This window comes from Mycobacterium sp. NTMscope_MAC_269 (assembly GCF_976985695.1).
Genome location: NZ_OZ335668.1, coordinates 905,125 through 929,145 on the forward strand (window position 1 = coordinate 905,125; position 24,021 = coordinate 929,145).

Consider the following 24,021-nt stretch of genomic DNA (forward strand, 5'->3'; position numbering starts at 1 on the left):
CTCGTCAGGCTGGCGACGATGCGGGTCCCGTCGGCAGCCGCGCCACTTCGTGGCGCCAGGCCGCCTCGGCGGTGAGCGCGGGCCCCAGATCCGGCAAGTCGTCCCAGTCCGCGTCGTCGATGTCGCGCAGCGTTCCGCCGGCCGCGCGCACCCGCAACGACATGCGGGCCAGCGCGTCAACGCTGATCGCCTGCAGCACCGCCTGCGGCACCGTCGCTGCGGCGCTGGTGATTCCGTGCCCGCGGCAGATCACCACGGGCTCCCCGCGCATGGCCGCCACCATCTCCTTGCCCAGGCGGGTATCCCGGATCAGCACGGCGCGTTCGTAGACGGGGACGCCGCCGCGCGCCAGCCAGGCCCCGGGAATGTCGTAGGCGCCGTAGATGGGCCGGATGGTGATGCCGGCCAGGTCGGCGGCCACCACCGCCGGCGGGTGCAGGTGTGCGACGGCCGTGTGGCGCGGGTCGGCCAGCATGGTCTCGACGTGGATGGGCAATTCGTTGGGAACGCGGTACCCGTCGAGTTCGCCTGGGGCACCCGCGGTGCCGTCGAACCGGACGAGCCGGATGTCGCTGGGCCGGGTGAACGCCACCCCGTCGTCGGTGTCGCTGCGGCAGCGCACCAACAGGCGCTCGTCGTCGACCCGCTGGCTCAGGTGACCCAGGATGCCGTCGACCAGGCCGCGGGCCGCCGCGACGCGGCAGCCCAGCGCGACCAGGGTGCGTTGCCGCTCCAGCCGGTCGGTCATCGGTCGGTCCGTTTTGGTCCGGATTCTGTTGCGCCGAGGCCGAATCCGCCATCGGGGCGGACGGTTTCGCCGGTGATCCCGCGGGAGCGGTCGGACGCCAGGAACACATAACTGGACGCGTGGTCTTCGCCGGTGAGCGCGACGTGCAGGGGAGTGCGGGCCGCCACGTCGCGGGCCCGGTCGGGGCTGTCGTCGAGGCGGATGTCGCCCAGCCCCAGGCTGGTGAGGCCGCGCAGATCGGTGTTCAGGGTACCGCCGGGCGCCACCCCATTGACCCGGACATGCGGCGCCAACTCGTGAGCCAGCGCCGAAACCAACCCGCGCACCGCGAATTTCGAGGAGACGTACAGCGCGCCGCCGCGCCCCGGATAGAACGACGAGGCGGACCCGGTCAACACGATCGAGGATCCCGTCTCGGCCCGCAGCGCCGGAATCGCCGCTTTCACCGACTGCAGATGGCTGAGCACGTTGGTGCGGAACATCTCGTCGAACGCGCCGGGCAGGTCGTCGGGCTCGATGTCGCCGATGCCCCGGTAGAAGTCGAAGATCCCGACGCAGTTGACCAGCGTGTCCAGCCCGCCGAAGGCGTCCACGGCGGCGGTCACGGCCCGTTCGTTGGCCGTGTAGGTGGTCGCGTCGCCCTCGACGACGGGGACGTCGGGCAGCTGCGCGCGCAGCGTGCCGCACTTTTCCCGATCGCGTTCCAGCGCAGCGACTTTGGATCCCTCGCTGCGAAACGCGTCGACGACGGCGCGGCCAATCCCCGAGCCGGCGCCGACGACCAGCGCGCGCTTGCCGTCAAGCCAGCCCGTCATCGCGCTCCTCGGGGTCGTCGGGCAGCAGCGGCGCGTGAGAATTGCCGACCATGGCGGCCAGCGTACGGGGGTTCTGCCAGGTCAAGGCCTCGACCTCGAGCGCGTCGAGAGTGATCCACTGCCCGGACCTGGGGGCGCTGATCAGCAGGCGTGAGCCGTTGCGGGTGTCGATGCGGCGCACCACGACTTCGGTGAATTCGTTGGCGATCGTGATGGGTTCGTCGCTCATAGGAACACCGCCAGGTTCTGCATGCGTAGCACCGACTCGTCGGTGAGGATAATGCGGCGGGCCAGCTTCCAGCGATCGCCACACCGGCGCAGCACGTCCTCGCGTCCGCAGGACATCAGGGCGGCGTCGTTCACGTCGCCGCGGCTGCGAAACAGCAGCTCGGCCGACTCCACCACCAGGTGCGCTGGGTCGTCTCCCGCAAAGGTGCGCACATTGGTGATGAAATGCCGCAGCCGCGACGGCGGGTCCTCGGCCCACACGTGCTCGGTGCCCATCCGCGCGACCCGCTGGGTCAGGGAGTACTTGTCCTCGGCGAAATGGTCCATGCCCGGACTGGTGTCGAACCCGGCCCCGCGCGCGGTGGTGACCCGCACCGGCATGGTGTAGCGGACGTCGTCGGTCAGCGTGTCCAGCCACCACTCATACTGCTGGGCGTCGAGCAGGTACGCCTCGTCGACCAGGAACTGATGCGCCTCGAGGTGCCGGGTGTCGTTGAACGGCAAGGGTTTTCTCATGTGTCGGCCCTCTGCAGGTAGTCGGCCCACATGGCCAGCAGCGCGCGCTGGTTGTGCTCGTTGTAGCCGACCTGCGCGCGTCCTGGTCCGTGAAAGGCGTTGGGCGCCAACGCCTCGATGACGGGCCGGTCGTCGGCGAGCAGGCCCATGCGGCTGTTGAGGAGCAGTCGCCGCGCCATCGAGCCGCCCGCGGTGGTGGTCAGCGACACCCAGTTCTCCACATCGTCCTGCTCGAACATGCCCGTCGACCCGAAGCACATCAGGTATGCCTTATACGAATCCTGTTTGTACTGCGGGGGAGCGGTGGAGTCCACGGCGAACCACGAACACACCTCGGTCTCGTTCTCGCTGATGGGCTGCCACAGCCGGATCGAGATAAACGGCAGCACTTGATCTTCGCGGTCGGCCACCTTCGGCCAGTTGTGCACGAAACTCAGGTTCGGAAAGCAGGTCGCGGCCGAGATCATGAACCCGTCCTCGCCGACCACCCGCTGCTGTTGCGGCGTCCACACGTCTTTGATCCGGTCGATCATCTCGGTGGGGTAGCCGACATAGCGCATCCGCTCCTCGAAGCTGCCGGGCGGGAGTTTGTAGGTGGTTCCTCCGCCGCGGTGCGCCCAATAGGTGGCTCCGTCCTTGCGCTTCTGGGCTTTTGGCTCGCGGAACAGTCCGATGTCGACGATCGACGCGTGGGTGTGCGGGGTGTGGTACATGTCGCCGGCGAAGTTCTCCGCGCCGATCTTCCAGTTCGCCTTGATCCGCCAGCGCTGCGGGCCCCGCACCTCGACGCCGCCGGGGCTTTGTTTGGTGTAGTAGTCCAGGTAGAACCTGAAGTCACCCAGGAAGTCTTCCAGTGGTTCGGCATTCGGATCCAGGCTGATGAACAGCAGGCCGTTGTAGCTCGCGAAATTGGGTGCGGGCAAAAGGGTTTGGCCCTTGTCGAATCCCTCGTCGCCGCCGTAGGCCTCCCGGTGGAACGGCAGCCCGGTGAGCCGGCCGTCGTTGCGGTAGGTCCAGCCGTGGTAGGGGCAGCGGAAGTTGGAGGCGTTGCCCATCTCCGCGCGACAGACCTGCATTCCGCGATGCAGGCACATATTGAACAGGGCCCGGAGCTCGCCGGCGGAATCCCGGGTGATGATGAACGAGTCGTCGAGGACCCGGCGCACCACGTAGTCGCCGTCATGCGGGATTTCGGACGCGTGTCCCACGAACGTCCACGCCCGGCCGAACAACCGCTCCTTCTCCAGGGCGAACAGTTCGGAGTCGTTGTAGATGTGCGCGGGGACCATCCCGCGGCGCACGTTGTCGAAGACCCCGACCCATTCGTCGCTCTCGCTCGCCATCACGCCCTCTGTTGTAAAGAAATACTCTCCGCTCAATAGAATCCCGCAGCCTTCGGCGCCGGTCAATCACCGGAGGCAGGCGTCGACGGGGGCCCGCCAGAATCCTTGGAGCCGATTCACAGGTTGCACACAACTAACCGCCGGAAACCCGCGGCTACGGTGGGTCACGGCAACCGTTCGGTGTATGTGAGCGCGGAGTAAACTGCGGGTAATCGTTCGGTTTTGCGGTTATTAACGGTTATTTTCCACTGATTTGAGGAAAGGCGGGGTGCCATGGTGGGTCGGCCACGAGGGGGTCGATTGCAGCAGGTCGGATCGAAGGTTCTGGCCGCTATCGGGCGCCAGGAGTGGATGGATCGGCCGAGCTATCGGTTCGAACACCTGCTCAGCTTCGCCTACAACGGCCTGGGCGGGGCCCGCAATACCGTCGCCAACGCACTCAACGGAGTGTGGCTCGGGCACCCGGTGCACCCGCCCCTGGCGTCGCTGACCAGTGGCGCCCTCGGCACGACGGTGGCGTTGGACGCACTCAGCGTGCTGCCGGGCCAACCCGCCTCCGAGGTCGTCGACGCCTCGCGGTTCGCCTCCCGCGCCCTCGGGGTCGGCATCCTGGCGAGCCTGGGCTCGGCCGTCACCGGCGTCACCGACTGGCAGCACACCCACGAGGAGGACCGCCGGGTCGGCGCGGTGCACGGCCTGTTGAACGTCGCCGCCACCGCGCTGTACATGCAGTCGTGGTGGGACCGGCGCAGGGGACGTCACGGGCGCGGCATCGTGCTCACCGCGCTGGGCTACGGCATCACCGTCGCCGGCAGCTACCTCGGCGGGGCGCTGGTCTTCGACTCCGGCATCGGCATCGACCAGTCGGGTCCGCGGCTGCGCACCTCCACCTGGACGCCGGTGCTGCCCGCGAGCTCGTTGAACGGCAAACCGGTGCGCGTCGAGGTCGACGGGGTGGGCCTGGTGGTCTGCCAGACCAAACCCGGTGAAGTCGCGGCGTACGGAGAATTCTGCCCGCACCTGGCCGCCCCGATGGCCGACGGCTGGATGGACCGTGGCCGGTTGGTGTGCCCCTGGCACGGCTCATGGTTCGCCGCCGAGTCCGGCGAGGTGGTGCGTGGTCCCGCAGCGGCGCCGCTGCCGTGCTACGAGGCTCGGTTGGTCGACGGAGTGGTCGAGGTCCGCGGTGAGCAGCAGCCCGCCCCCGGCGGCGCGGTCGGAATCGCTAAAGGAGGAGTCAATTGAACGCCTACGACGTGCTCAAGGAACACCACATCGTGATCAAGGGCCTCGGCCGCAAGATCAGTGATGCACCGGTGAATTCCGAAGAGCGACATGAGCTTTTCGACGACCTGCTGATCGAACTCGACATCCACTTCCGGATCGAGGACGACCTGTACTACCCGGCGCTGCGCGCGGCCACCAAGCTGATCGCGGTCGCCCACGCCGAACACCGCCAGGTGGTCGACCAGCTTTCCGTGCTGCTGAGAACGCCACAGGGCTCTCCCGGCTACGAGGACGAGTGGAACTCCTTCAAGACCGTGCTCGAGGCGCACGCCGACGAAGAGGAACGCGACATGATCCCGGCCCCGCCGGAGGTGAAAATCACCGACGACGAACTCGAAGAGCTCGGCAACAAAATGGCCGCGAAGATGGAGCAATACCGCGGCTCCGCGGCGTACAAGATGCGCACCAAGGGTCGCGCGGCGCTGGTGCGCTCCCTCTAGCCCGACGACACCGCCCGCTTGCGGGTTTCGGGGGAGCATCGAGAGTAGCGTCACGGCTCATGGACGCCGAGTGTGTCGCTTCTCAGGCTGACATCACGGCGGAGATCGCCCGCATCGCAGCGCAATACCCGGGTTCCGATGGGGGAGACGGGCAGCCGCGCCTCGACTATCCGCCGTACCGCGGCACGTCGCTGCGCCATCCGACGCAACCTTTGGTCGCCGTCGATCCCGAGGGCGTCGAGCTGTGGGCGCCGTGCTTCGGCCATCAGGACGTCGACCCGCTCGACGCCGACCTGACGGCCGGGCATCCGGGCGAGCCGCTCGGGGAGCGCGTCGTGGTGGCCGGACGCATCCTCGACGAAGGCGGCCGGCCCGTGGCGGGTCAGCTGATCGAAATCTGGCAGGCCAACGCCGGCGGGCGCTACCGCCACCAGCGTGACCAGCATCCGGCCCCGCTCGACCCGAACTTCACCGGCGCGGGCCGCTGCCTGACCGGGCCGGACGGCTCGTATCGATTCCTGACCATCAAGCCCGGCCCCTACCCGTGGCGCAACCACCACAACGCCTGGCGCCCGGCGCACATCCATTTCTCCATTTTCGGAACCGCGTTCACCCAGCGCCTGGTCACCCAGATGTATTTTCCGGGCGACCCCATGTTCGAGCTGGACCCGATCTTCCAGTCGATCCTCGACCCGGCCGCGCGGCAACGCCTGATCGCCCGCTATGACCACGAGCTGACCGAGCCCGAGTACGCGACCGGGTACCGATGGGACGTCGTGCTGGCCGGCGGCGCACCCACCCCCACCGAAGGCACGCATGACTGAAACAGCTTGCACGCCAGGGCAAACGGTCGGACCGTTCCTCGACCTGGGATTGCCGTATCCCGGTGACAGCGCGCTGGTCGGCGACGGCCATCCGCAGGCCATCCGGCTGCACGGCACGGTGTACGACGGGCGCGGCGCCGCGGTCCCCGACGCGCTGGTCGAACTCTGGCAGCCCGATAGCGCGGGACGCATTGCGCGGCAAGCGGGTTCGCTGCGTCGGCGGGACACCCCCTCGTTCACCGGCTGGGGCCGGTGCGCGACAGATGAGGCCGGACGTTACGTGTTCACCACCCTGACGCCCGGTTCGGTGATCGACGGCCGGCCGCCGTACTTCGCCCTCGCCGTGTTCGCGCGGGGCCTGCTGAACCGGCTGTTCGCCCGCGCCTATCTACCCGGGGCCGAGCCGGACGCCGATCCGCTGTTGGCGGCCGTGTCCGCGGAGCGACTGCCCACGATGTTCTGTATGGCCGAAAATAACGGCACCACATACCGTTTCGACATCCACCTGCAGGGCCCGGTCGAGACCGTGTTTCTGGCGTACCGGGTAGATGCGCGATGACGAACCTGCTGTGGCCCGGAGACCACCGAGCCGGCGAGCACATGACCGATGAGGCACTGCTGGGCTCGATGGTCGCGGTGGAATCCGCGTGGCTGACCGCGCTGACGGGCGCCGAATTGGCACCCGCCGACTGCCGCGGCGCGGACTTGCGGAACTTGGTCACGGACAACGACTGTGCGGCGCTCGCCGTCACCGCCGAAGACGGCGGCAATCCCGTCATCCCCCTGGTGAAGCTGCTGCGCCAACGCGCGGACCCGGCCGTTGCGCCGTGGATTCACCGCGGACTCACCAGCCAGGACGTCCTGGACACCAGCCTGATGCTGGCCACGCGCGCGGTCGCCGATGACCTGATCACACAGTTCAGGGAGCAGATTGCCGCCCTGTCCGAACTCGTCACCCGGCACCGGGCCACGCCGATGGTGGCCCGCACCCTCACCCAGCACGCCGCGCCCACCACCTTCGGCGCCAAGGCCGCCGGCTGGCTCAACGGGGTCGTCGACGCGTTCGAGCGGATCACCACGCTGAACACGCCCATCCAGATCGGCGGCGCGGCAGGGACATCGGCCGCCACCACCGAGTTGGCGGCGTTGCTCACCGGCGTTTCCGACCCGGCCTCGGTGTCGGCCGGCCTCGCCGCGGACACGGCAGCCGCGTTGGGCCTGGCGCCGCGGCCGCCGTGGCACACCGCCCGCGCGCCGATCACCGGTGCGGGCAACGCTTTCCTCGGCTGCACCGACTGCTGGGGCCGCATCGCCTCCGACATCGTCACGCTGGCCCGCCCGGAAATCGCCGAAGTCAGCGAACCGGCGGCGGACAACCGGGGCGGCTCGTCGTCCATGCCGCACAAACGAAACCCCGTGCTGTCCATCCTGATCCGGCGCACCGCCCTGTCGGCGCCGCCGCTGGCCGCAACCCTGCACACCGCCGCGGCGCTGGCCAACGACGAACGGCCCGACGGGGCCTGGCATGCGGAATGGGACACCCTGCGCACCCTGGGAAGGCGCACCGTGGTCGCGGGTTCTCAAACGGCGGAGTTGCTGGCCGGACTGGCCGTGCACACGCAGCGCATGGCCGAAAACCTCGACGCCGCAGATGTTTTGGGGGAGCAGCAAGCGATCGCCGAGCTGGTGGGCAAACCAGCCTCGCCGACCTACTTCGGCGCCGTCGATCGACTGATCGACGACAGCCTGAGCCGCGCCGCGCGAATACTCGCTGCGCGCTGACCGGCGATTTTCAGTCGGCCACCGCGATCTCGATGGACAAGCACTCGCCCAGCGCGTGCGCGGCCGCCCAGTCGCCACCGCACACGGCGCGCTCGAGTTCGTCGACCAACGGGCTGTCGGCGCCCAGGTCGGCCAGCCATGCCGACACCGTCGCGGTGATCTGGTGGGCGGGCACCCGGGCGACATGGCCCCGGTGGAGTCGGTCGGTCAGCTGGTAGATCGTGGCCGTCGGCCTGCGCTGCGGCCAATGAACCGTCCATTTCGGTGAATTCATCGTCCCCTCCCCGCTAGCCTCGACGCCCCACCCGTCCCCGGCGGCACTTTCAGCTCTAGGGCGCAATAGTACGTCTGTACCAATGCGAGGGTCGTCATTTCGGCGGTCAAAACTCGAACTTTTTCACGGATTTTGTTCATCGCGGTTGCCTACCTGGTTCTGCTGCAGAAGAGCAGGCCGATCAATGCCGCGCCAATGAGGCACGGCCCGCCCGGGACATGATGCGTTGCAAGACGTTGTAAGACAGGTCGCCGTCGTTGGCCACCCTGGCGAGGCCGCGCCGCCTCAGGAACACGTCGAGCCGCCGATCGGGTGACCAATCGGCGTAGATGGAGCCGAGGTAATGCGACTGCAGGAAATCCGACGCCAACGCGTCGAGGTCGGAATCCGTCAACGACGGTGGGCTAGCCCCCATGCCGGCAATCTCCCTTGTTCTCCCCACAACTGCCGCAGCCAAGTTACGTCAGGGGGCGTCACTAAACCGTCACGCGAAGATTGCGGAACGGGCCCAAAGTCGGGACCCGATGTCGGAAGCGGCGCAAAGGCGAACGGTTAGCCGGCGGCCGGCTTGTGGGCGACGATCGCCACGGCGGCCAGTTGCTTGCGGTGCTTGCGGAACGTGCGGCGCATCGCCAGGACCCGCTTGCGGGCATCGGGGTGCACAAGCACGTTCCGGACGAACCGCAGCGCCCCGAGAAGGCCCTCGTCGGAGACCAGCCTGCGGGGCTGCAGCAGCGCCATCGGCGCGGTGGTGACGTTGTCGACCACCAATCCGTGCTCGGCGAGCAGTTTCGACCATTCCGCAATCGTCAACGGACGCGCGTTCACCTTGATCGAACGCGCGAGCGCCTGCCGGATGTCGGTGCTGATCTCCTCCGACACCGTGTCCGGGGTGAGCGCGAGTTCGTGGATCGCGTAGCGACCTCCCGGCCGCAGCACGCGCGCCGCCTCGGCGACGATGGCCCCTTTGGCCGCGTCGCCCTGCATGGTCAGCATCGCCTCTCCGATGACGACATCGCTGCTGGCGTCGGGCAGACCGGTCTCGGCCGCGTCGGCCACCCGCACGGCGGCATTCTGCGCACCGAGTTCGGAAAGCACGCCGCGGACCATGTTGGCCGCGTCGGGGTCGCCTTCGGCGCCGACGTACGACCGGGGCCCGCGGGCCACGATCTCGGTGGCGGTGCGGCCCAGGCCCGGCGCCAGCTCGACCACATCGGCGCCGCTCAGCTCCGCACGCGACAGCAGCGTGCGGGTCAGCTCGACCCCGCCGGGGCGCAACACGCGTTTGCCGAGCCGGGCCAGCAGCCAATGGCCGGCGACCGCTCTGTCGTCACGGCGCGATGCCGGCAGCGGAAGTTCGGAACCTGCTCGTTGTCCTGGCATCAGATCTCCTGTCGCGCAGCGCGTTGCGGTGACTCCAGAACCAGCTCGTGGTGTCCATGGCGTGCTGGGGGTGGGGTGTCGACGAGCTTACCGATCCGGATCCGCCAGGTGGGGCCCTTGTCGAGGTATTCCCACTCGTAGCCACCCGGATAGTCGGCCTCGAATTCCTCGCGCAGGTGCTTGGGATCGTGGTTGTTCACCAGGACGAACGATTCGCCGACCCGCAGCGCGCCGTAGGCCGCGAAGATCGTCGGGTGCTTGTCCGGCTTACGCAACTCGCGTACGTCAAGTTCGTTGGCAGTCATGGTCCTCCGGCCTCGATTATCCAATTTTTACAAGGCATCTTGTGTAAACTTTAGCCCATGACCTACGTGATCGGGAAGCCATGCATCGATGTGATGGATCGCTCGTGTGTCGACGAGTGCCCCGTGGATTGCATTTACGAGGGCGGCCGGGCGCTCTACATTCATCCAGACGAGTGTGTCGACTGCGGCGCGTGCGAGCCGGTTTGTCCGGTGGAGGCGATTTACTACGAAGATGACCTACCCGAGGACCTCCAGCCGCACCTGGCCGACAATGCGGCATTCTTCGCCGAGACGCTGCCGGGACGCGACGAACCCCTGGGTTCCCCGGGCGGGGCGGCCAAGGTCGGCCCGCTCGGCGTCGACACACCGCTGGTGGCAGGTCAACCCAGTGCCGCGAATTCGGACGGGGCGTGAAGGACGAGCAGTGTGAGGATCCGGTGAAGACCCAGAGAACCCAGAAGACGCAGAAAGCTCAGAAGGCCCGGCAGTTGGAGAAACTCCAGGAGCTTCAGGGTTCGGTCACGGGCGAATCGGCCGGACGGCGCCGCGCGGTGATGCGGTTGTTGCGGGCATCGCCGGAACCGATGAGCATCGCCGGGATCGCCGAGGAGCTGGGTGTGCACCCCAACACCGTCCGCTTCCACCTCGACAGCCTGGTCACCGACGGGCAGGTGGAACACGTCGAGCTGGACCGCAAAGGGCCGGGGCGCCCGCCGCTGATGTTCCGCGCGGTCCGGCAGATGGATCGCGGCGGAACGCGGCATTACCGGCTGCTCGCCGAGATCTTGACCATGGCTTTCGCCACCGAGCGTGACCCCGGCCCCAAGGCTCTGGCCGCCGGCCGTGCCTGGGGGCGCAAGGTGGATGCCGAGCTCAATCCGCCGCCCGAGACCCCCGCCAACGCCGAGGAGGTCATCGCCCGCCTGATCGACGTGCTCGACGAACTCGGCTTCGCGCCCGAGCGCCGGGTGGTCGACGGAGAGCAACAAGTCGGGCTGCGGCACTGCCCGTTTCTGGAATTGGCCGAAAACCGGTCGAGCGTCGTCTGCCCGGTGCACCTCGGCCTCATGCAGGGAGCGGTGGAAACCTGGGGGGCGCCGGTCTCGGTGGACCGGCTCGACCCGTTCGTGGAGCCGGACCTGTGTCTGGCTCACCTGACGCTGCAAGGGGCGGCCAAATGACGACCGGAACGGCGATCGCCGTCGCGCTCACCTTCGTCTGGCTGGGCATGGTGCTGGCCATCTCGTTCCTCGAAGCCCCGCTGAAGTTTCGGGCGCCCAATGTGACGTTGCAGATCGGGCTCGGCATCGGCCGGCTGGTCTTCCGAGCGCTCAACACTGTCGAGGTGGCGTTCGCGCTCGTCATCGGGGCGATCGTGATCGCGGGCCCCAGCCCGGCGGGCGTCATCGCGGCGATTGCCGTCGCCGTCGTCGCATTGGCGATCCAGCTCGTCGCCGTGCGGCCGGCCTTGACCCGTCGTGCCGACCGGGTGCTGGCCGGATCCGACGGACCGCGCTCCCGGGCCCACTACGGCTACGTCGCGCTGGAGGCGGTCAAGGTGGCCGGCCTCATCGCGGCGGGGATACTGCTACTGAGCGGTTAACCTGCAACCCACAAGGCCGTTCGTGAAAGGCCTTGCAACTACGAAGGACTCACGATGGATTCCATTTCGTTGACCGACCTCGCGTCCGAAAAGCTCGCCGAGGCCAAACAATCGCACAGCGGACGGGCCGCGCACACCATCCACGGCGGACACAGCCACGAGCTTCGGCAAACCGTGCTGGCCCTGCTGGCCGACCACGACCTCTCCGAACACGACAGCCCCGGCGAGGCCACCCTGCAGGTGCTGCGCGGCCACGTCCGCCTGACCACCGGCGGCGACGCCTGGGAGGGCAAGGCCGGCGGGTACCTCGCGATTCCGCCGGAACGCCACGCCCTGCACGCGATCGAGGATTCGGTGGTGCTGCTGACCGTGCTGAAGACCATCCCCTCGGCGCACTAGCGCCGATGCTCTCGACGCCCTGGGCAACGAGTTTCGGTCTGCGGGCACCTATCGTCAACGCCCCGATGGGCGGGGTCGCCGGCGGCCGGCTGGCCGCGGCGGTCACGGCGGCCGGCGGTCTGGGCATGGTCGGCATGGGCAGCGTCGCGACCCGGGAACTGCTGGCCGAGCAGCTACGGCACGTCAACGGCCGGTTCGGCATCGGCCTGGTCGACTGGGTGATGCGCAACGAGGCCGGTCTGCTCGAGGATGCGCTCGCCGCGAGGCCCGCCCTGTTGTCGGTCAGTTTCGGAACCGACTGGTCCTGGGTCGCCACAGCGCATGACGCCGGAATCCCCACCGTCACACAGGTTTACGACAGCGACGGGGCCCAAAAAGCCGTCGACGCCGGCGTCGACATCCTGGTCGCTCGCGGGTCCGAGGGCGGCGGGCACGGCGAGGTCAAGCTGGGCCTGCTGCCGCTGCTGGACGCCGTCCTGGACGCCGTCACGGTGCCGGTGCTGGCCGGGGGCGGCGTCGCGTCGGCGCGCAGCCTGGCCGCCGTGCTGGCCGCCGGCGCCAGCGGCGCGTGGGTGGGCACCCGCTTGTCGGCCTGCCCGGAGGCGCTGACCGGCGACGCCGGCCGAAGGGCCCTGGTCGCGGCCACCGAAACCGACACGGCGGTCACCCGCGTCTTCGACGTCGCCAAAGGGCTGCCCTGGCCGGCGCGATTCCCGTCGCGGGTGCTGGCCAACGACTTCGTCGAGCACTGGACGGGTCACGAAGAAGCGCTGGACCCCGGCGCCTGCGAGGAACTGACCGCGGCGATCGCCGCCGGGGACTGCCGGATCGCGCCCGTGGATGCCGGTCAGGGCGTCGGGATGATCCGCGACGACGCGTCGGTGCGCGAGGTCATCGACGAGATGTGTACGGGCGCGGCACGGCTGCTGTCCGGCTGGGGGACGTAGTCCGTCCGGGGGGCGTAGGTCGGGCGGGGGCGTAGGTCCGTCACGCCGGTGTGACTCTCGGCGTTGTCGCGCCGCAGGCGCTCCCCGCCATTCGCCATTTCTAACAGACAAAATGCTTGACGCTACAGTCTTGGGCGTTCTACCGTTCAAAATATTATCCGTTAGAAATGGAGGCTTCCATGAGCACCCACCAAGTCGGCGCGGCCCCCGCCCTCGCCGAGCAGTTGCGGGATCCGGCCTATTCGGCCTACCTCGCGCTTCGCACCGTGTTCACGATCGCGCCGATCGTGTTCGGGCTGGACAAGTTCTTCAACCTGCTGACCCACCCGCACCACTGGAGCATGTATCTGGCCGGCTGGATCGACGACCTGGTTCCCGGGACGGCCGATCAGTGCATGTACCTGGTCGGGATCATCGAGATCGTGGCCGGGGTGGTGGTGGCGGTGGCCCCGCGGCTGGGCGCCTGGGTGGTCGCGGCCTGGCTGGCCGGGATCATCATCGACCTGGTCACCGGCCCCGGCTTCTACGACGTCGCGTTGCGCGACTTCGGGTTGTTCGTCGGCGCCATCGCGCTGGCCCGGCTGGCGCAGGGCGTGCACAGCGGCAGCATCGGAGCCGGCATCGCGGCCCGGTAGCCCGGCGCGTCACACCGCCCGCAGGTAGCGCTTGGCGATGAGGCGCTGGGTCACCCGCACCACCGGTCCGCCGGCCTTGCTCCACCAGGTCGCCGGGCGGGAGAACGCCGACACCTCCGCGTAGACCGCGGAGGTGCTCGGGTCGTAGCGCACCACGAAACGTTCCTCGCCCGACTCCGGGTGACCTGGCAGGGTGCCGTAGCCGAAGCCGCGAATGTCGGGTTCGTCGACGACGTACACGACGCGGCAGGGCGCCGGCAGAAAACCCATCCGGACCACCACCACCGCGTCCACGACGGCGACCTCGGAGCTGGCCTGCACGCGCAGCCCCGAGCCGCGTTGCATGCCCCAGCGCAGGACGGCGTCGGCGGCCTGCTCGAAACGCTGCCGGCCCGTGCCGATTTGGCGTGCCGCGTGTTGATGGTCGTATCCCGCCGGCAGCTCGCCGGCCGCCGTCGCACCCACTTCCCGATAGGTCAGCGGAAGTTCCTCGAGCGCTCGTAGGTCCACGCGTTCAGCTTGCCACGCCCACGATGCGCGGCGGCGTCCGGCGAGTACGGTCGGAGAAATGACCGCACAACAGTCGAAAACCGTTGCCGGGGCGTCGGGAACATTCACCCTCGGTGGAGATCTGACCATCAACCGACTCGGCTTCGGGGCGATGCGCCTGACCGCGAAGGGCGTATGGGGCCCACCCGACGATCGCGACGAATGCGTCCGGGTGCTGCGCCGCGCCGTCGAACTCGGGGTGAACTTCATCGACACCGCCGATTCTTACGGCCCGTACTTCTCCGAGGAGATCATCCACGAGGCGCTGCATCCCTACGAGGGTCTGGTGATCGCAACCAAGGCGGGGCTGTTGCGCACCGGCCCGGACGTCTGGATTCCGTTGGGAAATCCCAGCTATCTGCGCCAGGAATGCGAGCTGAGCCTGCGCCGGCTCGGCGTGGACACCATCGACCTGTTCCAGTTGCACCGCATCGACAAGAACTTCCCGCTGGAGGATCAGGTCGGCGAGCTGCTCACCCTGAAAAACGAAGGCAAGATCCGGCACATCGGTCTGTCCGAGATCGATGTCGAGCAGCTCGGTGCGGCGCAAAAAATCACCGAAATCGTGTCGGTGCAGAACATGTACAACCTGTCGGCCCGTGACGCCGAGCCGCTGCTGGACGCCGTGACCAAACAGGGCATCGGTTTCATCCCGTGGTTCCCGCTGGCCGCTGGGCCGCTGGCCGCCCCCGACGGGCCGCTGCAGCGCATCGCCGCCGAACACGACGCGACTCCCTCACAACTGGCCCTGGCGTGGCTGTTGAAGCGATCACCGGTGATGCTGCCCATTCCGGGGACGTCGAAGGTGGCGCACCTGGAGGAGAACGTCGCCGCCGCCGAGATCACGCTGTCCGACGACGAGTTCGAAACCTTGTCGGCCGCCGGCGCCCAGCAGACCGGCTAGCCACCACGCGAAAGCGCGCGGCCGCCGGGCAATACGGTGTGGTGGTGGCCGAACATCAGCGACACCCCGGCGGGGGCTTCAACCCGCCCGAACCCACCACCAAAGGCGGGCCCGACTACGGCAGGTTCATCGACGCCGTGCGCAGGTTGCAGGATCACGCCCGCGCCGCCGACGCCCCCGACGAGGTGATCACCGAGGCCGCCGACCTGCTGGAAAAGGTGTCGTCGTTGCTGGCGCCGTTCGACGCCGACGAGTGGGCCTCCCCGTCGGGGCGCCGGATGGACCTGCCGATGCGCGGCAACATCCTGACGATCCCGATGGCGGCCCGCAAGGGCGACGACGGCCGCGTCCATGGCGAGGCCCGCTTCGCCCGGTTCCATCTCGGGCGCAACGGCGCCGTGCACGGCGGCGCGCTGGGGATGCTGTTCGATTCCGTGTTGGGGTTGAGCGCCGCCGTGCTCACCGGCAACCCGCGCCAACGCACCGCCTACCTCAAGATCGACTATCGCAGCATCGTCCCGGTCGACAAGGAACTGCAATTCGAGGCGGGCGTCGACCGCGTCGACGGGCGCAAGATCTTCGTGTCGGGCCGGTTGACCGACGGCGAGCGCCTGCTCACCGAGGCCGACGCGCTGTTCGTGCGGCTCAAACCCGGCCAGCCCTGACCGGGGCGGGCCCCGGCTGGGTACCCCGGTTGGTGTGGCCCGCAAGGCGTTTCGTCGGGCCTCGCCGCACGGGGAGTCCACGCTCGACGCCGGCGCCCAGGCGTTGACGGTCGCTGCGCCGGCCCGGTGGGGTGTGGTCCTGAAACGAGTTGGGAATTAAGGGTTTTGAGCACGCCGACGTGATCGCCGCGTCCGCATCGGCAGCGTGCTCTCCTCGTGGTCGAGTTCGCGTTCGATCGCGCGCAGGCTCTGGTCGGGCAGCATGCCCGCATCCCGCCAGCGCACGAGCTCGTCGCGCTGGGCGTCGATGGCGACCCGGCGAATGGCGACCGCGGCCTCGTAGCGGGGCGCGGCGGGCGTCTCGCCGGCGTCCGACAAGAGATCGAGCCGGTGCTGATACCGCTCGAGCCGCGCCGACAACTGTTGGCGCACACCGTCGATCACCCGAGGATCGACCTCCGCGTCGTCGTTCTGGTCCAGCGAGTCGAGCCGGTCCAGCGCGGCCTGCACGGCGGCGGCGCGTGCCCGGTTGCGCAGCCGCAGCTCGTCGGCGGCATTCGCGCGCAGGCCCAGCGCGCGCACCAGCGGGCCGAAGGTGATGCCCTGTCCGATCAGCGTCACCAGCACGACGACCAGGGTGCAGAACAGCAACAGGTCCCGGTCGGGAAACGGTGCGCCGCGGTCGGTCACGAACGGAACCGCGAAGATCGCCGCGAGGCTGACCACCCCGCGGGTGCCGGCCCAGCTCAGTACGAAGACTTCACGGCCACTGAGGCGCTCGGAGGTGCGGCTCGGTCGTTCGTCGGCCTTCTCGCCTTCGTCGGATCCCTCGGAGCCCGAGACGTTGCCCAGCCGAGTGCGCAACGGGCGCGGCAGCGACTGCGTGAGCAGCAACCACACCGGCCGCACCACGAGCACCACCGCGACGGTGACGCTGACCGCCACGACGATCGTCGACAGCTGATAGCCGCCCAGGTCGTCCAGGATGGCCGGCAACTGATGGCCGATCAGCAAGAACACCAGGCCCTCGAGCAGGAAGTTGACCAGCCGCCAGACGGCGCGGGTCTGCAACCGGCTCGCCCCCGATTCCAGCCGCGGAGAGTCGTGGCCGACGATCAATCCACACACCACGACCGCCAAGACGCCGGAGGCGGACAGCTCCTCGGCCACCAGATAGGTCACAAACGGTGTGGCGAGCGAGATCGCGTTGGCCGTCAGCACGTCGTGCCTGAACCGGCGGAGCAGCCGCCGGAAGTACGCGAACACCATGCCCACCGCCAGGCCGCCCAGCGCCGCCAGCGCGAACTCCTGGATGGCCGACGGCACGGAGAACGCGGCGCCGCGCGCCACCGCGATGGCCACCGACAGGGTGGTCAGCGCGGTCGCGTCGTTGAGCAGCCCCTCGCCCTCGATGAGGGTGACGATGTTGAGCGGCAGGCCCTCCTTGCGGGCCACGGCGAGCGCGGCCACCGGATCGGTCGGCGCGACCGCGGCGCCCAGCACCATGCCCACCGCGAGCGTCGCGCCGCTGACGAGCAGGCCGAACGCGACGCCGACCGACGCCGCGGTCAGCAGGACGAGGACCACCGACAGGCTGATGACGGTGCGCAGATTGCGCCGGATGCCGACCAGCGACGATTCCAGCGCCGCGTTGAAGAGCAGCGGCGGCAGGATGCAGGTCATCACGACGTCGGGCTCGAGGCTGATGTTCGGCCCCGGCACCAGGGCATAACCGATGCCGACGAGAACCAGCAGCGTCGCGCTGGGCAGCCCGGTGCGTTCGCCGATCCAGTTGACCAGCACGATGACCGCGATGGCGCCGAGCAGCAACGTCATCGCCGTCTGCGCCCCCATCGACCCCATCTTGCCGGACTTGTGGGCGGTGCTCGACGGCCCTGCTCGGCTCCGAACGGCCCGGATAGCATGGTCGTCGACCCATCGAGCCTTGGAGACCGCCACAATGACCGTCCCCGCACACCCTTCCTGGCAAGCCCCGATCCGGGTGCCCGCCGGGACCACCGCGGCCGCCGCGGTGCGGGAGGCGGGGTTGCCGGGCCGCGGGGCGCCCGACGGCGTCGTCGTGGTGCGCGACGCCGACGGGAAGCTGCGCGACCTGAGTTGGGCGCCCGCCGCCGACGCGGAGGTCGTGCCGGTGGCGGCCAACACCGACGACGGCCGCAGCGTGATCCGGCATTCGGCCGCCCACGTGTTGGCCCAGGCCGTCCAGGAGCTGTTCCCGCAAGCCAAGTTGGGCATCGGTCCGCCCATCACCGACGGCTTCTACTACGACTTCGATGTGCCGGAGCCGTTCACGCCCGAGGACCTGGCGGCGCTGGAAAAGCGGATGCGCCAGATCGTCAAAGAGGGCCAGCTGTTCGAGCGTCGCGTCTACGAGTCCAAGGACCAGGCCCGCGCGGAGCTGGCCGACGAGCCCTACAAGCTCGAACTCGTCGACGACAAGTCCGGGGACGCCGAAATCATGGAGGTCGGCGGCGACGAGCTCACCGCGTATGACAACCTCAATCCCCGTACGCGGGAACGGGTTTGGGGTGACCTGTGCCGGGGTCCGCACATCCCCACGACCAAGCACATCCCGGCGTTCAAGCTGACCCGCAGCTCGGCCGCCTACTGGCGCGGCGACCAGAGCAACGCCAGCCTGCAACGGATCTACGGCACGGCCTGGGAGTCGCAGGAAGCCCTCGAGCGTCACCTGACGCTGCTCGAGGAGGCCCAGCGCCGCGACCACCGCAAGCTGGGCGTCGAGCTGGATCTGTTCAGCTTCCCCGACGAGATCGGTTCCGGCTTGGCCGTTTTCCACCCCAAGGGCGGCATCGTGCGTCGGGAGCTGGAGGAGTACTCGCGCCGCGAGCACGAGCGGGCGGGCTACGAGTTCGTCAACACCCCGCACATCACCAAGGAGCAGCTGTACATCACGTCGGGCCACCTCGAGTGGTACGCCGACGGCATGTACCCGCCGATGCACCTCGACGCGGAGTTCAACGCGGACGGGACCGTGCGCAAGCCGGGGCAGGACTACTACCTCAAGCCGATGAACTGCCCGATGCACCATCTGATCTATCGGTCGCGCGGACGCTCGTATCGCGAGCTTCCGTTGCGGCTCTTCGAGTTCGGCAGCGTGTACCGCTACGAGAAGTCGGGCGTGGTGCACGGGCTGACCCGGGTGCGCGGCATGACCCAGGACGACGCCCACATCTACTGCACGCGCGAGCAGATGCGCGACGAGTTGGAGTCGGTGTTGCGGTTCGTGCTCGCCTTGCTGGCCGACTACGGGCTCAACGATTTCTACCTGGAGCTGTCCACCAAGGATCCGGAGAAGTACTCCGGCTCCGACGAAATGTGGGACGAGGCAACCGAAGTCCTGCGCGAGGTGGGCGTGGCCTCCGGGCTGGAGCTGATTCCCGACCCCGGCGGTGCGGCGTTTTACGGCCCGAAGATCTCGGTGCAGGTCAAGGACGCGTTGGGCCGCAGCTGGCAGATGTCGACCATCCAGCTCGACTTCAACATGCCGGACCGGTTCGAGCTGGAATACACCGCGGCCGACGGGTCGCGCCAGCGGCCGGTGCTCATCCACCGGGCGCTGTTCGGGTCCATCGAACGATTCTTCGGCATCCTCACCGAGCACTATGCCGGCGCCTTCCCGGCGTGGCTGGCGCCGGTACAGGTGGTCGGTATCCCGGTGGCCGACGAGCACGTCGACTACCTGAATAATGTTGCGGCGCAACTGCGTTCGCACCGGGTGCGGGTCGAGGTCGACGGCAGCGACGACCGGATGGCCAAGAAGATCGTCAATCACACCAACCAGCGGGTGCCGTTCATGTTGCTGGCCGGCGACCGTGACGTCGAGGCCGGCGCGGTCAGCTTCCGCTTCGGTGACCGCACCCAGATCAACGGCGTGCCCCGCGACGCCGCCGTCGACGCCATCGTGAAGTGGATCGCCGATCGCGAGAACGCCGCTCCCACCGCAGAACTCGTGAAGGTCGCGACCGGTGGGTGATCGCGACCGCGCCGAGCCGCGCACTGACGACACGATCCTGGACAGGGGTGTCGGCGAGGACGATCATCTGCAGCGGCTGTGGACGCCGTACCGGATGACCTACCTGGCCGAAGCGCCGATGAAGCGCGACCCCAACTCGTCGGGAAAAACCGAGCAGCCGTTCACCGACATCCCGCACCTGGCCGACGAGGACGGCCTGGTGGTCGCGCGCGGCGAGCTCGTCTACGCCGTGCTCAACCTCTACCCGTACAACCCCGGGCACCTGATGGTGGTGCCCTACCGACGCGTCTCCGAGCTGGAGGATTTGACGGATCCGGAAAGCGCGGAGCTGATGTCCTTCATCCAGAAGGCGATTCGCGTCATCAAAAACGTGTCACGCCCGCACGGCTTCAACGTCGGCCTCAACCTGGGGACCTCGGCCGGCGGGTCGCTGGCCGAGCACCTGCACGTGCACGTCGTGCCGCGCTGGGGCGGCGACGCCAACTTCATCACCATCATCGGCGGGTCGAAGGTGATCCCGCAGTTGCTGCGCGAAACCCGCCAGCTGCTGGCGACGGAGTGGACGAAGCAGCGATGAGTCGCATGCCGTTCCTGTCCCGGGCGGCGTTCGCGCGGCTGACCACCCCGACCGCAAAAGCGTGCCTGCGGGTGGGCTTGACTCCCGACGTCGTCACGATCCTGGGCACCGTCGTGGCCGTGGCCGGCGCGCTGACCTTCTTCCCGATGGGCAAGCTGTTCATCGGCACGCTGGTGGTCTGGTTCTTCGTCCTCTTCGACATGCTCGACGGGGCGATGGCCCGGGAGCGGGGCGGCGGCACAAGGTTCGGCGCGGTGCTCGACGCCACCTGTGACCGCGTCAGCGACGGCGCGGTGTTCTGCGGGCTGCTGTGGTGGATCGTCTTCGGCCTGCACGACAAACTGCTGGCGGCGGCCACGCTGATCTGCCTGGTCACCTCGCAGGTGATCTCCTACATCAAGGCCCGGGCCGAAGCCAGCGGCCTGCGCGGCGACGGCGGCATCATCGAACGGCCCGAGCGGCTGATCATCGTGCTGGTCGGCGCCGGCCTGTCCGACCTTCCGGTCTACCCGCTGCCGTGGGCGCTGCCCCTGGCGATGTGGCTGTTGGCGGCCGCCAGCCTGGTCACCTGCGCGCAGCGGTTGCACACGGTGCGCACCTCGCCGGGTGCGACCGACCGCGGATCGGTTGCGCCATGATTCCCACTCCGCCGGGCATGAACGCGATCACCGCACCCGGTCGCCTCGCGGGCCGCGTCGCGGGCCGGTTGAGCGGAGTCGGCGCCGACTGGGCCTACGCGTCCGGTTGGTTGGCCGTGCGCGCGATGCCGGAGTTCGCCGCGCGCAACGCATTTGGCGCCGCAGCACGTTACGCAGCCCGTGGCGGCGGCCCAGACCAGTTGCGCAAGAATCTGGCTCGCGTCCTGCGCGTGCCCCCCAAGGATGTTCCGGACTCCCTGATGCGGGCCTCGCTGGCCTCCTACGCCCGCTACTGGCGTGAGGCGTTTCGCCTGCCGAGCATGGACCTGGCCGCACTCGGCCGCGAGCTGCAGGACTCGGCGATCGGGGACGACAACATAGACGCCGCGCTGGCCCTGGGGCGCGGTGTGGTGTGCGCGTTGCCGCACAGCGGCAACTGGGACATCGCCGGGGTGTGGCTGGCCCAGTCGCACGGCACGTTCACCACCGTCGCGGAACGCCTCAAACCCGAGTCGCTGTACCGGCGGTTCATCGCCTACCGCGAAAGCCTCGGCTTCGAGGTGCTGCCCCTGTCCGGGGGCGAGCGGCCGGCCTTCGACGTGTTGTGCGACCGGCTGCGCGACAACCGGGTGGTGTGCCTGATGGCCGACCGCGACCTCACGCGCACCGGCGTGCAGGTCGACTTCTTCGGCGAACCCACCCGGATGCCGGCCGGGCCGGCCAAGCTCGCGGTCGCCACCGGGGCGGCGCTGCTGCCCGTGCACGTCTACTTCGAGGGCGACGGGTGGCGCTTCGACATCGCGCCGCCCCTGGACTGCACCGGCGGTGACGTCCAGGCGATCACCCAGCTGCTGGCCGATCACTTCGAGAAGAACATCGCCGCCCATCCCGAGGATTGGCACATGATGCAGCCGCAGTGGCTGGCCGACCTCCCCACTGAAAGGCGGGTCAAGCTGGCCCCGACCGAGGACGCCTGATGCGCATCGGGATGATCTGTCCCTACTCGTTCGATGTTCCGGGCGGGGTGCAGTCGCACGTCCTACAGCTGGCCGAGGTGGTGCGGGCCCGCGGGCATGACGTCAGCGTGCTCGCGCCGGCCTCGCCGCACGCCGTGCTGCCCGACTACGTCGTCTCGGCGGGCAAGGCCGTCCCGATTCCCTACAACGGGTCGGTGGCCCGGCTGCGGTTCGGCCCGGCCACCCACCGCAAGGTCAAAAAGTGGCTCGCCGAAGGCGATTTCGACGTGCTGCACCTGCACGAGCCCAACGCGCCGAGTCTGTCCATGCTCGCCCTCAACATCGCCGAAGGCCCGATCGTGTCGACGTTTCACACGTCGACCACCAAATCGCTGACGCTGACGGTCTTTCAGGGCATATTGCGGCCGATGCACGAAAAGATCGTCGGCCGGATCGCGGTCTCCGACCTGGCGCGGCGCTGGCAGATGGAGGCGCTGGGCACCGACGCGGTAGAGATCCCCAACGGCGTCGACGTCGGCGCGTTCGCCACCGCGCCGCCGCTTCAGGGCTACCCGCGGCCCGGCAAGACGGTGCTGTTCCTGGGCCGCTACGACGAGCCGCGCAAGGGCATGGCGGTGTTACTCGACGCGCTGCCGCGGCTGGTGGAGCAGTTCGCCGACGTGCAGCTGCTCGTCGTCGGACGCGGTGATGAGGACGAATTACGCACGCAGGCAGGCGAATTCGTGAAGCACATTCGCTTCCTCGGTCAGGTCGACGACCCCGGGAAGGCGTCGGCCATGCGCAGCGCCGACGTCTACTGCGCACCCAACCTCGGCGGGGAAAGCTTCGGCATCGTCTTGGTCGAGGCCATGGCCGCCGGTACCCCGGTGGTGGCCAGCGACCTGGACGCCTTCCGGCGCGTGCTGGCCGGCGGCGACGTGGGTCGCCTGGTGCCCGTCGGAGACGGCGCCGCGCTTGCCGATGCGCTGATCGCGGTGCTGCGCGATGATGTGCTGCGGGATCGCTACGTGGCGGCCGGGTCGGCCGCCGTCCAGCGCTACGACTGGTCGGTGGTGGCCAGCCAGATCCTGCGGGTGTACGAGACGGTCGCCGCGTCGGGCGCCAAGGTTGAGGTGGCCAGTTGATGACATGGTTGATCGTCGCCATCGCGGTGTTGGTCGCGCTGCTTGCCGTCTTCGGCGCCTGGGCGTACCGGACGGCCAACCGACTCGACCGGCTGCACGTCCGCTACGACCTGTCGTGGCAGGCGCTCGACGGGGCGCTGGCGCGGCGCGCGGTGGTGGCGCGCGCCGTGGCCATCGACGCCTACGGCGGCGCGTCCGAGGGGCGGCGGCTGGCGGCGCTGGCCGACGCCGCCGAGGGCGCGGCCCGGCCCGCGCGGGAGACGTGCGAAAACGAGCTGTCGGCCGCGCTGGCCGTCGTCGACCCGGCGTCCTTGCCGGCCGGGCTGATCGCCGAGCTGGCCGACGCCGAGGCCCGGGTGTTGCTGGCCCGCCGCTTCCACAACGACGCGGTGCGCGACACGCTGGCGCTGGCCGAGCGGCCCCTGGTGCGGTTGTTCCACCTGGGCGGGACCGCGGGGCTGCCCAGCTATTTCGAGATCGTCGAGCGGCCGCACGCGCTGGCCCACGGCGATCACGGCGTGCTCAACCACCGCACCTCGGCGCGCGTGGTGCTGCTGGACGAGGGCGGCGCGGTGCTGCTGCTGCGCGGGTCGGATCCGGCGCTGGCCGACCAGCACCCGCCCAAGTGGTGGTTCACCGTGGGCGGCGAAGTGCAGCGGGGGGAGCGGCTGGCCGAGGCCGCCGCGCGCGAGCTCGCCGAAGAGACCGGCCTGCGGGTCGCGCCCGCCGACATGGTCGGTCCGGTGTGGCGGCGCGACCAGGTCTTCGAATTCAACGGCTCGCTGATCGACAGCGAGGAGTTCTACTTCGTCTACCGCACCCGCCGGTTCGAGCCGTCGCGCACCGGCCGCACCGAACTGGAACGCAGCTACATCCACGGGCACCGCTGGTGTGACGCTGCCGACATCGCCGCACTCGTCGCGTCGGGGGAGACGGTGTACCCCATGCAACTATCCGGACTGCTCACCGACGCGGCCGCGCTCGCCGGCGGCCGGACGCCCGGCCCGCTGCTCTCGATCCGCTGACTCCGTGGATTCAACGCG

The 24,021-nt window shown here is 69.0% G+C and carries 30 protein-coding genes; 19 read left to right on the plus strand and 11 right to left on the minus strand.

The genetic code is table 11. The features are described from left to right. Nucleotides 1-4: 4 nt before the first annotated feature. From phtC to ACZ50Z_RS04610, 5 genes are read right to left on the minus strand one after another with little or no spacing between them, the layout of a single operon-like run. Nucleotides 5-748, minus strand: a complete 744-nt coding sequence (gene phtC / locus ACZ50Z_RS04590; protein WP_464482466.1) for a 3,4-dihydroxyphthalate decarboxylase — start codon at nucleotides 746-748, stop codon at nucleotides 5-7. Further along, a complete protein-coding gene (gene hcaB / locus ACZ50Z_RS04595; protein WP_464482467.1) occupies nucleotides 745-1,563 on the minus strand; it encodes a 3-(cis-5,6-dihydroxycyclohexa-1,3-dien-1-yl)propanoate dehydrogenase in 819 nt (272 codons plus the stop codon). Before hcaB ends, phtC begins: the two co-directional genes overlap by 4 nt. Beyond that, nucleotides 1,547-1,792: a dihydrodiol dehydrogenase gene (locus ACZ50Z_RS04600; RefSeq protein ID WP_464482468.1), complete on the minus strand. Its 246-nt coding sequence runs from the start codon at nucleotides 1,790-1,792 to the stop codon at nucleotides 1,547-1,549. Before ACZ50Z_RS04600 ends, hcaB begins: the two co-directional genes overlap by 17 nt. Further along, on the minus strand, nucleotides 1,789-2,307 hold the full coding sequence (locus ACZ50Z_RS04605) for a 3-phenylpropionate/cinnamic acid dioxygenase subunit beta (protein WP_464482469.1): 519 nt from the start codon (nucleotides 2,305-2,307) through the stop codon (nucleotides 1,789-1,791). The genes ACZ50Z_RS04600 and ACZ50Z_RS04605 overlap by 4 nt, the downstream gene beginning before the upstream one ends. After that, entirely contained in the window at nucleotides 2,304-3,650 is a 1,347-nt protein-coding gene (locus ACZ50Z_RS04610) for an aromatic ring-hydroxylating dioxygenase subunit alpha (RefSeq protein WP_464482470.1), read from the minus strand. Before ACZ50Z_RS04610 ends, ACZ50Z_RS04605 begins: the two co-directional genes overlap by 4 nt. Nucleotides 3,651-3,923: 273 nt before the next feature. Between ACZ50Z_RS04610 and ACZ50Z_RS04615 the strand changes: the two genes are divergently transcribed. From ACZ50Z_RS04615 to ACZ50Z_RS04635, 5 genes are read left to right on the plus strand one after another with little or no spacing between them, the layout of a single operon-like run. Continuing rightward, the gene (locus ACZ50Z_RS04615; RefSeq protein WP_464482471.1) at nucleotides 3,924-4,895 is read left to right on the plus strand and encodes a Rieske (2Fe-2S) protein; all 972 of its coding nucleotides are present in this window, start codon (nucleotides 3,924-3,926) and stop codon (nucleotides 4,893-4,895) included. Further along, nucleotides 4,892-5,377, plus strand: a complete 486-nt coding sequence (locus ACZ50Z_RS04620) for a hemerythrin domain-containing protein (protein WP_464482472.1) — start codon at nucleotides 4,892-4,894, stop codon at nucleotides 5,375-5,377. The genes ACZ50Z_RS04615 and ACZ50Z_RS04620 overlap by 4 nt, the downstream gene beginning before the upstream one ends. A 59-nt stretch (nucleotides 5,378-5,436) precedes the next feature. Continuing rightward, entirely contained in the window at nucleotides 5,437-6,201 is a 765-nt protein-coding gene (gene pcaH / locus ACZ50Z_RS04625) for a protocatechuate 3,4-dioxygenase subunit beta (RefSeq protein ID WP_464482473.1), read from the plus strand. After that, nucleotides 6,194-6,760: a protocatechuate 3,4-dioxygenase subunit alpha gene (gene pcaG, locus ACZ50Z_RS04630; protein WP_464482474.1), complete on the plus strand. Its 567-nt coding sequence runs from the start codon at nucleotides 6,194-6,196 to the stop codon at nucleotides 6,758-6,760. Before pcaH ends, pcaG begins: the two co-directional genes overlap by 8 nt. Further along, nucleotides 6,757-7,983: a lyase family protein gene (locus ACZ50Z_RS04635; protein ID WP_464482475.1), complete on the plus strand. Its 1,227-nt coding sequence runs from the start codon at nucleotides 6,757-6,759 to the stop codon at nucleotides 7,981-7,983. Before pcaG ends, ACZ50Z_RS04635 begins: the two co-directional genes overlap by 4 nt. A 10-nt stretch (nucleotides 7,984-7,993) precedes the next feature. On the opposite strand, the gene ACZ50Z_RS04640 is transcribed toward ACZ50Z_RS04635, so the two are convergent. From ACZ50Z_RS04640 to ACZ50Z_RS04655, 4 genes are all read right to left on the minus strand, one after another. Further along, nucleotides 7,994-8,257, minus strand: a complete 264-nt coding sequence (locus ACZ50Z_RS04640) for a hypothetical protein (RefSeq protein WP_464482476.1) — start codon at nucleotides 8,255-8,257, stop codon at nucleotides 7,994-7,996. A gap of 181 nt (nucleotides 8,258-8,438) precedes the next feature. Further along, nucleotides 8,439-8,651: a hypothetical protein gene (locus tag ACZ50Z_RS04645; RefSeq protein WP_464482477.1), complete on the minus strand. Its 213-nt coding sequence runs from the start codon at nucleotides 8,649-8,651 to the stop codon at nucleotides 8,439-8,441. Between the two features lie 158 nt (nucleotides 8,652-8,809). Continuing rightward, nucleotides 8,810-9,640, minus strand: coding sequence for a class I SAM-dependent methyltransferase (locus tag ACZ50Z_RS04650; protein ID WP_464482478.1), 831 nt, complete (start codon nucleotides 9,638-9,640; stop codon nucleotides 8,810-8,812). Further along, nucleotides 9,640-9,945, minus strand: a complete 306-nt coding sequence (locus ACZ50Z_RS04655) for a DUF2249 domain-containing protein (protein ID WP_464482479.1) — start codon at nucleotides 9,943-9,945, stop codon at nucleotides 9,640-9,642. The genes ACZ50Z_RS04650 and ACZ50Z_RS04655 overlap by 1 nt, the downstream gene beginning before the upstream one ends. Before the next feature lie 57 nt (nucleotides 9,946-10,002). Between ACZ50Z_RS04655 and fdxA the strand changes: the two genes are divergently transcribed. The 6 genes from fdxA (at nucleotide 10,003) to ACZ50Z_RS04685 (ending at nucleotide 13,529) form a co-directional block, all read left to right on the plus strand. Further along, on the plus strand, nucleotides 10,003-10,359 hold the full coding sequence (fdxA, locus tag ACZ50Z_RS04660) for a ferredoxin (RefSeq protein WP_464482480.1): 357 nt from the start codon (nucleotides 10,003-10,005) through the stop codon (nucleotides 10,357-10,359). 23 nt (nucleotides 10,360-10,382) lie between these two features. Then, complete coding sequence (locus tag ACZ50Z_RS04665) at nucleotides 10,383-11,126, plus strand: helix-turn-helix transcriptional regulator (protein WP_464482481.1); 744 nt, start codon at nucleotides 10,383-10,385, stop codon at nucleotides 11,124-11,126. Continuing rightward, on the plus strand, nucleotides 11,123-11,548 hold the full coding sequence (locus ACZ50Z_RS04670) for a hypothetical protein (RefSeq protein WP_464482482.1): 426 nt from the start codon (nucleotides 11,123-11,125) through the stop codon (nucleotides 11,546-11,548). The genes ACZ50Z_RS04665 and ACZ50Z_RS04670 overlap by 4 nt, the downstream gene beginning before the upstream one ends. Before the next feature lie 54 nt (nucleotides 11,549-11,602). Beyond that, nucleotides 11,603-11,947 (plus strand): cupin domain-containing protein, encoded by a 345-nt coding sequence (locus ACZ50Z_RS04675; protein WP_067168174.1) that lies wholly within the window; start codon nucleotides 11,603-11,605, stop codon nucleotides 11,945-11,947. Between the two features lie 5 nt (nucleotides 11,948-11,952). Next, complete coding sequence (locus ACZ50Z_RS04680) at nucleotides 11,953-12,894, plus strand: NAD(P)H-dependent flavin oxidoreductase (protein WP_464482483.1); 942 nt, start codon at nucleotides 11,953-11,955, stop codon at nucleotides 12,892-12,894. A gap of 179 nt (nucleotides 12,895-13,073) precedes the next feature. Next, nucleotides 13,074-13,529, plus strand: coding sequence for an Rv2617c family stress response/phage resistance protein (locus ACZ50Z_RS04685; RefSeq protein WP_464482484.1), 456 nt, complete (start codon nucleotides 13,074-13,076; stop codon nucleotides 13,527-13,529). A gap of 9 nt (nucleotides 13,530-13,538) precedes the next feature. On the opposite strand, the gene ACZ50Z_RS04690 is transcribed toward ACZ50Z_RS04685, so the two are convergent. Beyond that, nucleotides 13,539-14,039, minus strand: a complete 501-nt coding sequence (locus ACZ50Z_RS04690) for a DUF1990 family protein (RefSeq protein ID WP_464482485.1) — start codon at nucleotides 14,037-14,039, stop codon at nucleotides 13,539-13,541. A 58-nt stretch (nucleotides 14,040-14,097) separates the two neighbouring features. Between ACZ50Z_RS04690 and ACZ50Z_RS04695 the strand changes: the two genes are divergently transcribed. After that, entirely contained in the window at nucleotides 14,098-14,982 is an 885-nt protein-coding gene (locus tag ACZ50Z_RS04695; RefSeq protein WP_464482486.1) for an aldo/keto reductase, read from the plus strand. Nucleotides 14,983-15,020: 38 nt separating this feature from the next. After that, nucleotides 15,021-15,647, plus strand: coding sequence for a PaaI family thioesterase (locus ACZ50Z_RS04700; RefSeq protein ID WP_464482487.1), 627 nt, complete (start codon nucleotides 15,021-15,023; stop codon nucleotides 15,645-15,647). Nucleotides 15,648-15,803: 156 nt separating this feature from the next. On the opposite strand, the gene ACZ50Z_RS04705 is transcribed toward ACZ50Z_RS04700, so the two are convergent. Continuing rightward, complete coding sequence (locus ACZ50Z_RS04705; protein WP_464482488.1) at nucleotides 15,804-17,510, minus strand: Na+/H+ antiporter; 1,707 nt, start codon at nucleotides 17,508-17,510, stop codon at nucleotides 15,804-15,806. Nucleotides 17,511-17,607: 97 nt separating this feature from the next. On the opposite strand from ACZ50Z_RS04705, the gene thrS reads away from it, so the two are divergent. The 6 genes from thrS to ACZ50Z_RS04735 are packed head-to-tail and all read left to right on the plus strand — an operon-like array spanning nucleotide 17,608 to nucleotide 24,003. Beyond that, nucleotides 17,608-19,662, plus strand: coding sequence for a threonine--tRNA ligase (thrS, locus tag ACZ50Z_RS04710; RefSeq protein WP_464482489.1), 2,055 nt, complete (start codon nucleotides 17,608-17,610; stop codon nucleotides 19,660-19,662). Beyond that, a complete protein-coding gene (locus ACZ50Z_RS04715) occupies nucleotides 19,655-20,239 on the plus strand; it encodes an ATP adenylyltransferase (RefSeq protein WP_464482490.1) in 585 nt (194 codons plus the stop codon). The genes thrS and ACZ50Z_RS04715 overlap by 8 nt, the downstream gene beginning before the upstream one ends. Next, the gene (pgsA, locus tag ACZ50Z_RS04720) at nucleotides 20,236-20,877 is read left to right on the plus strand and encodes a phosphatidylinositol phosphate synthase (RefSeq protein WP_464482491.1); all 642 of its coding nucleotides are present in this window, start codon (nucleotides 20,236-20,238) and stop codon (nucleotides 20,875-20,877) included. The genes ACZ50Z_RS04715 and pgsA overlap by 4 nt, the downstream gene beginning before the upstream one ends. Beyond that, entirely contained in the window at nucleotides 20,874-21,854 is a 981-nt protein-coding gene (locus tag ACZ50Z_RS04725; protein ID WP_464482492.1) for a phosphatidylinositol mannoside acyltransferase, read from the plus strand. The genes pgsA and ACZ50Z_RS04725 overlap by 4 nt, the downstream gene beginning before the upstream one ends. Then, nucleotides 21,854-22,978 carry a glycosyltransferase family 4 protein gene (locus ACZ50Z_RS04730; RefSeq protein ID WP_464482493.1) on the plus strand — a complete coding sequence of 375 codons (1,125 nt, stop codon included), beginning with the start codon at nucleotides 21,854-21,856 and terminating at the stop codon, nucleotides 22,976-22,978. Before ACZ50Z_RS04725 ends, ACZ50Z_RS04730 begins: the two co-directional genes overlap by 1 nt. Continuing rightward, nucleotides 22,978-24,003 (plus strand): NUDIX hydrolase, encoded by a 1,026-nt coding sequence (locus ACZ50Z_RS04735; RefSeq protein ID WP_464482494.1) that lies wholly within the window; start codon nucleotides 22,978-22,980, stop codon nucleotides 24,001-24,003. Before ACZ50Z_RS04730 ends, ACZ50Z_RS04735 begins: the two co-directional genes overlap by 1 nt. The last annotated feature ends 18 nt before the right edge of the window (nucleotides 24,004-24,021 follow it).

What these genes read in the sequence shown, in the direction of transcription:
- ACZ50Z_RS04705 (WP_464482488.1), bottom strand. Translation starts at nt 17,510, where the DNA reads ATGGGGTCGATGGGGGCGCAGACGGCGATGACGTTGCTGCTCGGCGCC.
- pcaG (WP_464482474.1), top strand. Translation starts at nt 6,194, where the DNA reads ATGACTGAAACAGCTTGCACGCCAGGGCAAACGGTCGGACCGTTCCTC.
- ACZ50Z_RS04640 (WP_464482476.1), bottom strand. Translation starts at nt 8,257, where the DNA reads ATGAATTCACCGAAATGGACGGTTCATTGGCCGCAGCGCAGGCCGACG.
- ACZ50Z_RS04675 (WP_067168174.1), top strand. Translation starts at nt 11,603, where the DNA reads ATGGATTCCATTTCGTTGACCGACCTCGCGTCCGAAAAGCTCGCCGAG.
- phtC (WP_464482466.1), bottom strand. Translation starts at nt 748, where the DNA reads ATGACCGACCGGCTGGAGCGGCAACGCACCCTGGTCGCGCTGGGCTGC.
- ACZ50Z_RS04670 (WP_464482482.1), top strand. Translation starts at nt 11,123, where the DNA reads ATGACGACCGGAACGGCGATCGCCGTCGCGCTCACCTTCGTCTGGCTG.
- ACZ50Z_RS04635 (WP_464482475.1), top strand. Translation starts at nt 6,757, where the DNA reads ATGACGAACCTGCTGTGGCCCGGAGACCACCGAGCCGGCGAGCACATG.
- ACZ50Z_RS04655 (WP_464482479.1), bottom strand. Translation starts at nt 9,945, where the DNA reads ATGACTGCCAACGAACTTGACGTACGCGAGTTGCGTAAGCCGGACAAG.
- fdxA (WP_464482480.1), top strand. Translation starts at nt 10,003, where the DNA reads ATGACCTACGTGATCGGGAAGCCATGCATCGATGTGATGGATCGCTCG.
- ACZ50Z_RS04610 (WP_464482470.1), bottom strand. Translation starts at nt 3,650, where the DNA reads ATGGCGAGCGAGAGCGACGAATGGGTCGGGGTCTTCGACAACGTGCGC.
- ACZ50Z_RS04730 (WP_464482493.1), top strand. Translation starts at nt 21,854, where the DNA reads ATGCGCATCGGGATGATCTGTCCCTACTCGTTCGATGTTCCGGGCGGG.
- ACZ50Z_RS04725 (WP_464482492.1), top strand. Translation starts at nt 20,874, where the DNA reads ATGATTCCCACTCCGCCGGGCATGAACGCGATCACCGCACCCGGTCGC.
- ACZ50Z_RS04650 (WP_464482478.1), bottom strand. Translation starts at nt 9,640, where the DNA reads ATGCCAGGACAACGAGCAGGTTCCGAACTTCCGCTGCCGGCATCGCGC.
- ACZ50Z_RS04605 (WP_464482469.1), bottom strand. Translation starts at nt 2,307, where the DNA reads ATGAGAAAACCCTTGCCGTTCAACGACACCCGGCACCTCGAGGCGCAT.
- ACZ50Z_RS04615 (WP_464482471.1), top strand. Translation starts at nt 3,924, where the DNA reads ATGGTGGGTCGGCCACGAGGGGGTCGATTGCAGCAGGTCGGATCGAAG.
- pgsA (WP_464482491.1), top strand. Translation starts at nt 20,236, where the DNA reads ATGAGTCGCATGCCGTTCCTGTCCCGGGCGGCGTTCGCGCGGCTGACC.
- ACZ50Z_RS04735 (WP_464482494.1), top strand. Translation starts at nt 22,978, where the DNA reads ATGACATGGTTGATCGTCGCCATCGCGGTGTTGGTCGCGCTGCTTGCC.
- ACZ50Z_RS04685 (WP_464482484.1), top strand. Translation starts at nt 13,074, where the DNA reads ATGAGCACCCACCAAGTCGGCGCGGCCCCCGCCCTCGCCGAGCAGTTG.
- hcaB (WP_464482467.1), bottom strand. Translation starts at nt 1,563, where the DNA reads ATGACGGGCTGGCTTGACGGCAAGCGCGCGCTGGTCGTCGGCGCCGGC.
- ACZ50Z_RS04680 (WP_464482483.1), top strand. Translation starts at nt 11,953, where the DNA reads ATGCTCTCGACGCCCTGGGCAACGAGTTTCGGTCTGCGGGCACCTATC.
- pcaH (WP_464482473.1), top strand. Translation starts at nt 5,437, where the DNA reads ATGGACGCCGAGTGTGTCGCTTCTCAGGCTGACATCACGGCGGAGATC.
- ACZ50Z_RS04695 (WP_464482486.1), top strand. Translation starts at nt 14,098, where the DNA reads ATGACCGCACAACAGTCGAAAACCGTTGCCGGGGCGTCGGGAACATTC.
- ACZ50Z_RS04600 (WP_464482468.1), bottom strand. Translation starts at nt 1,792, where the DNA reads ATGAGCGACGAACCCATCACGATCGCCAACGAATTCACCGAAGTCGTG.
- thrS (WP_464482489.1), top strand. Translation starts at nt 17,608, where the DNA reads ATGACCGTCCCCGCACACCCTTCCTGGCAAGCCCCGATCCGGGTGCCC.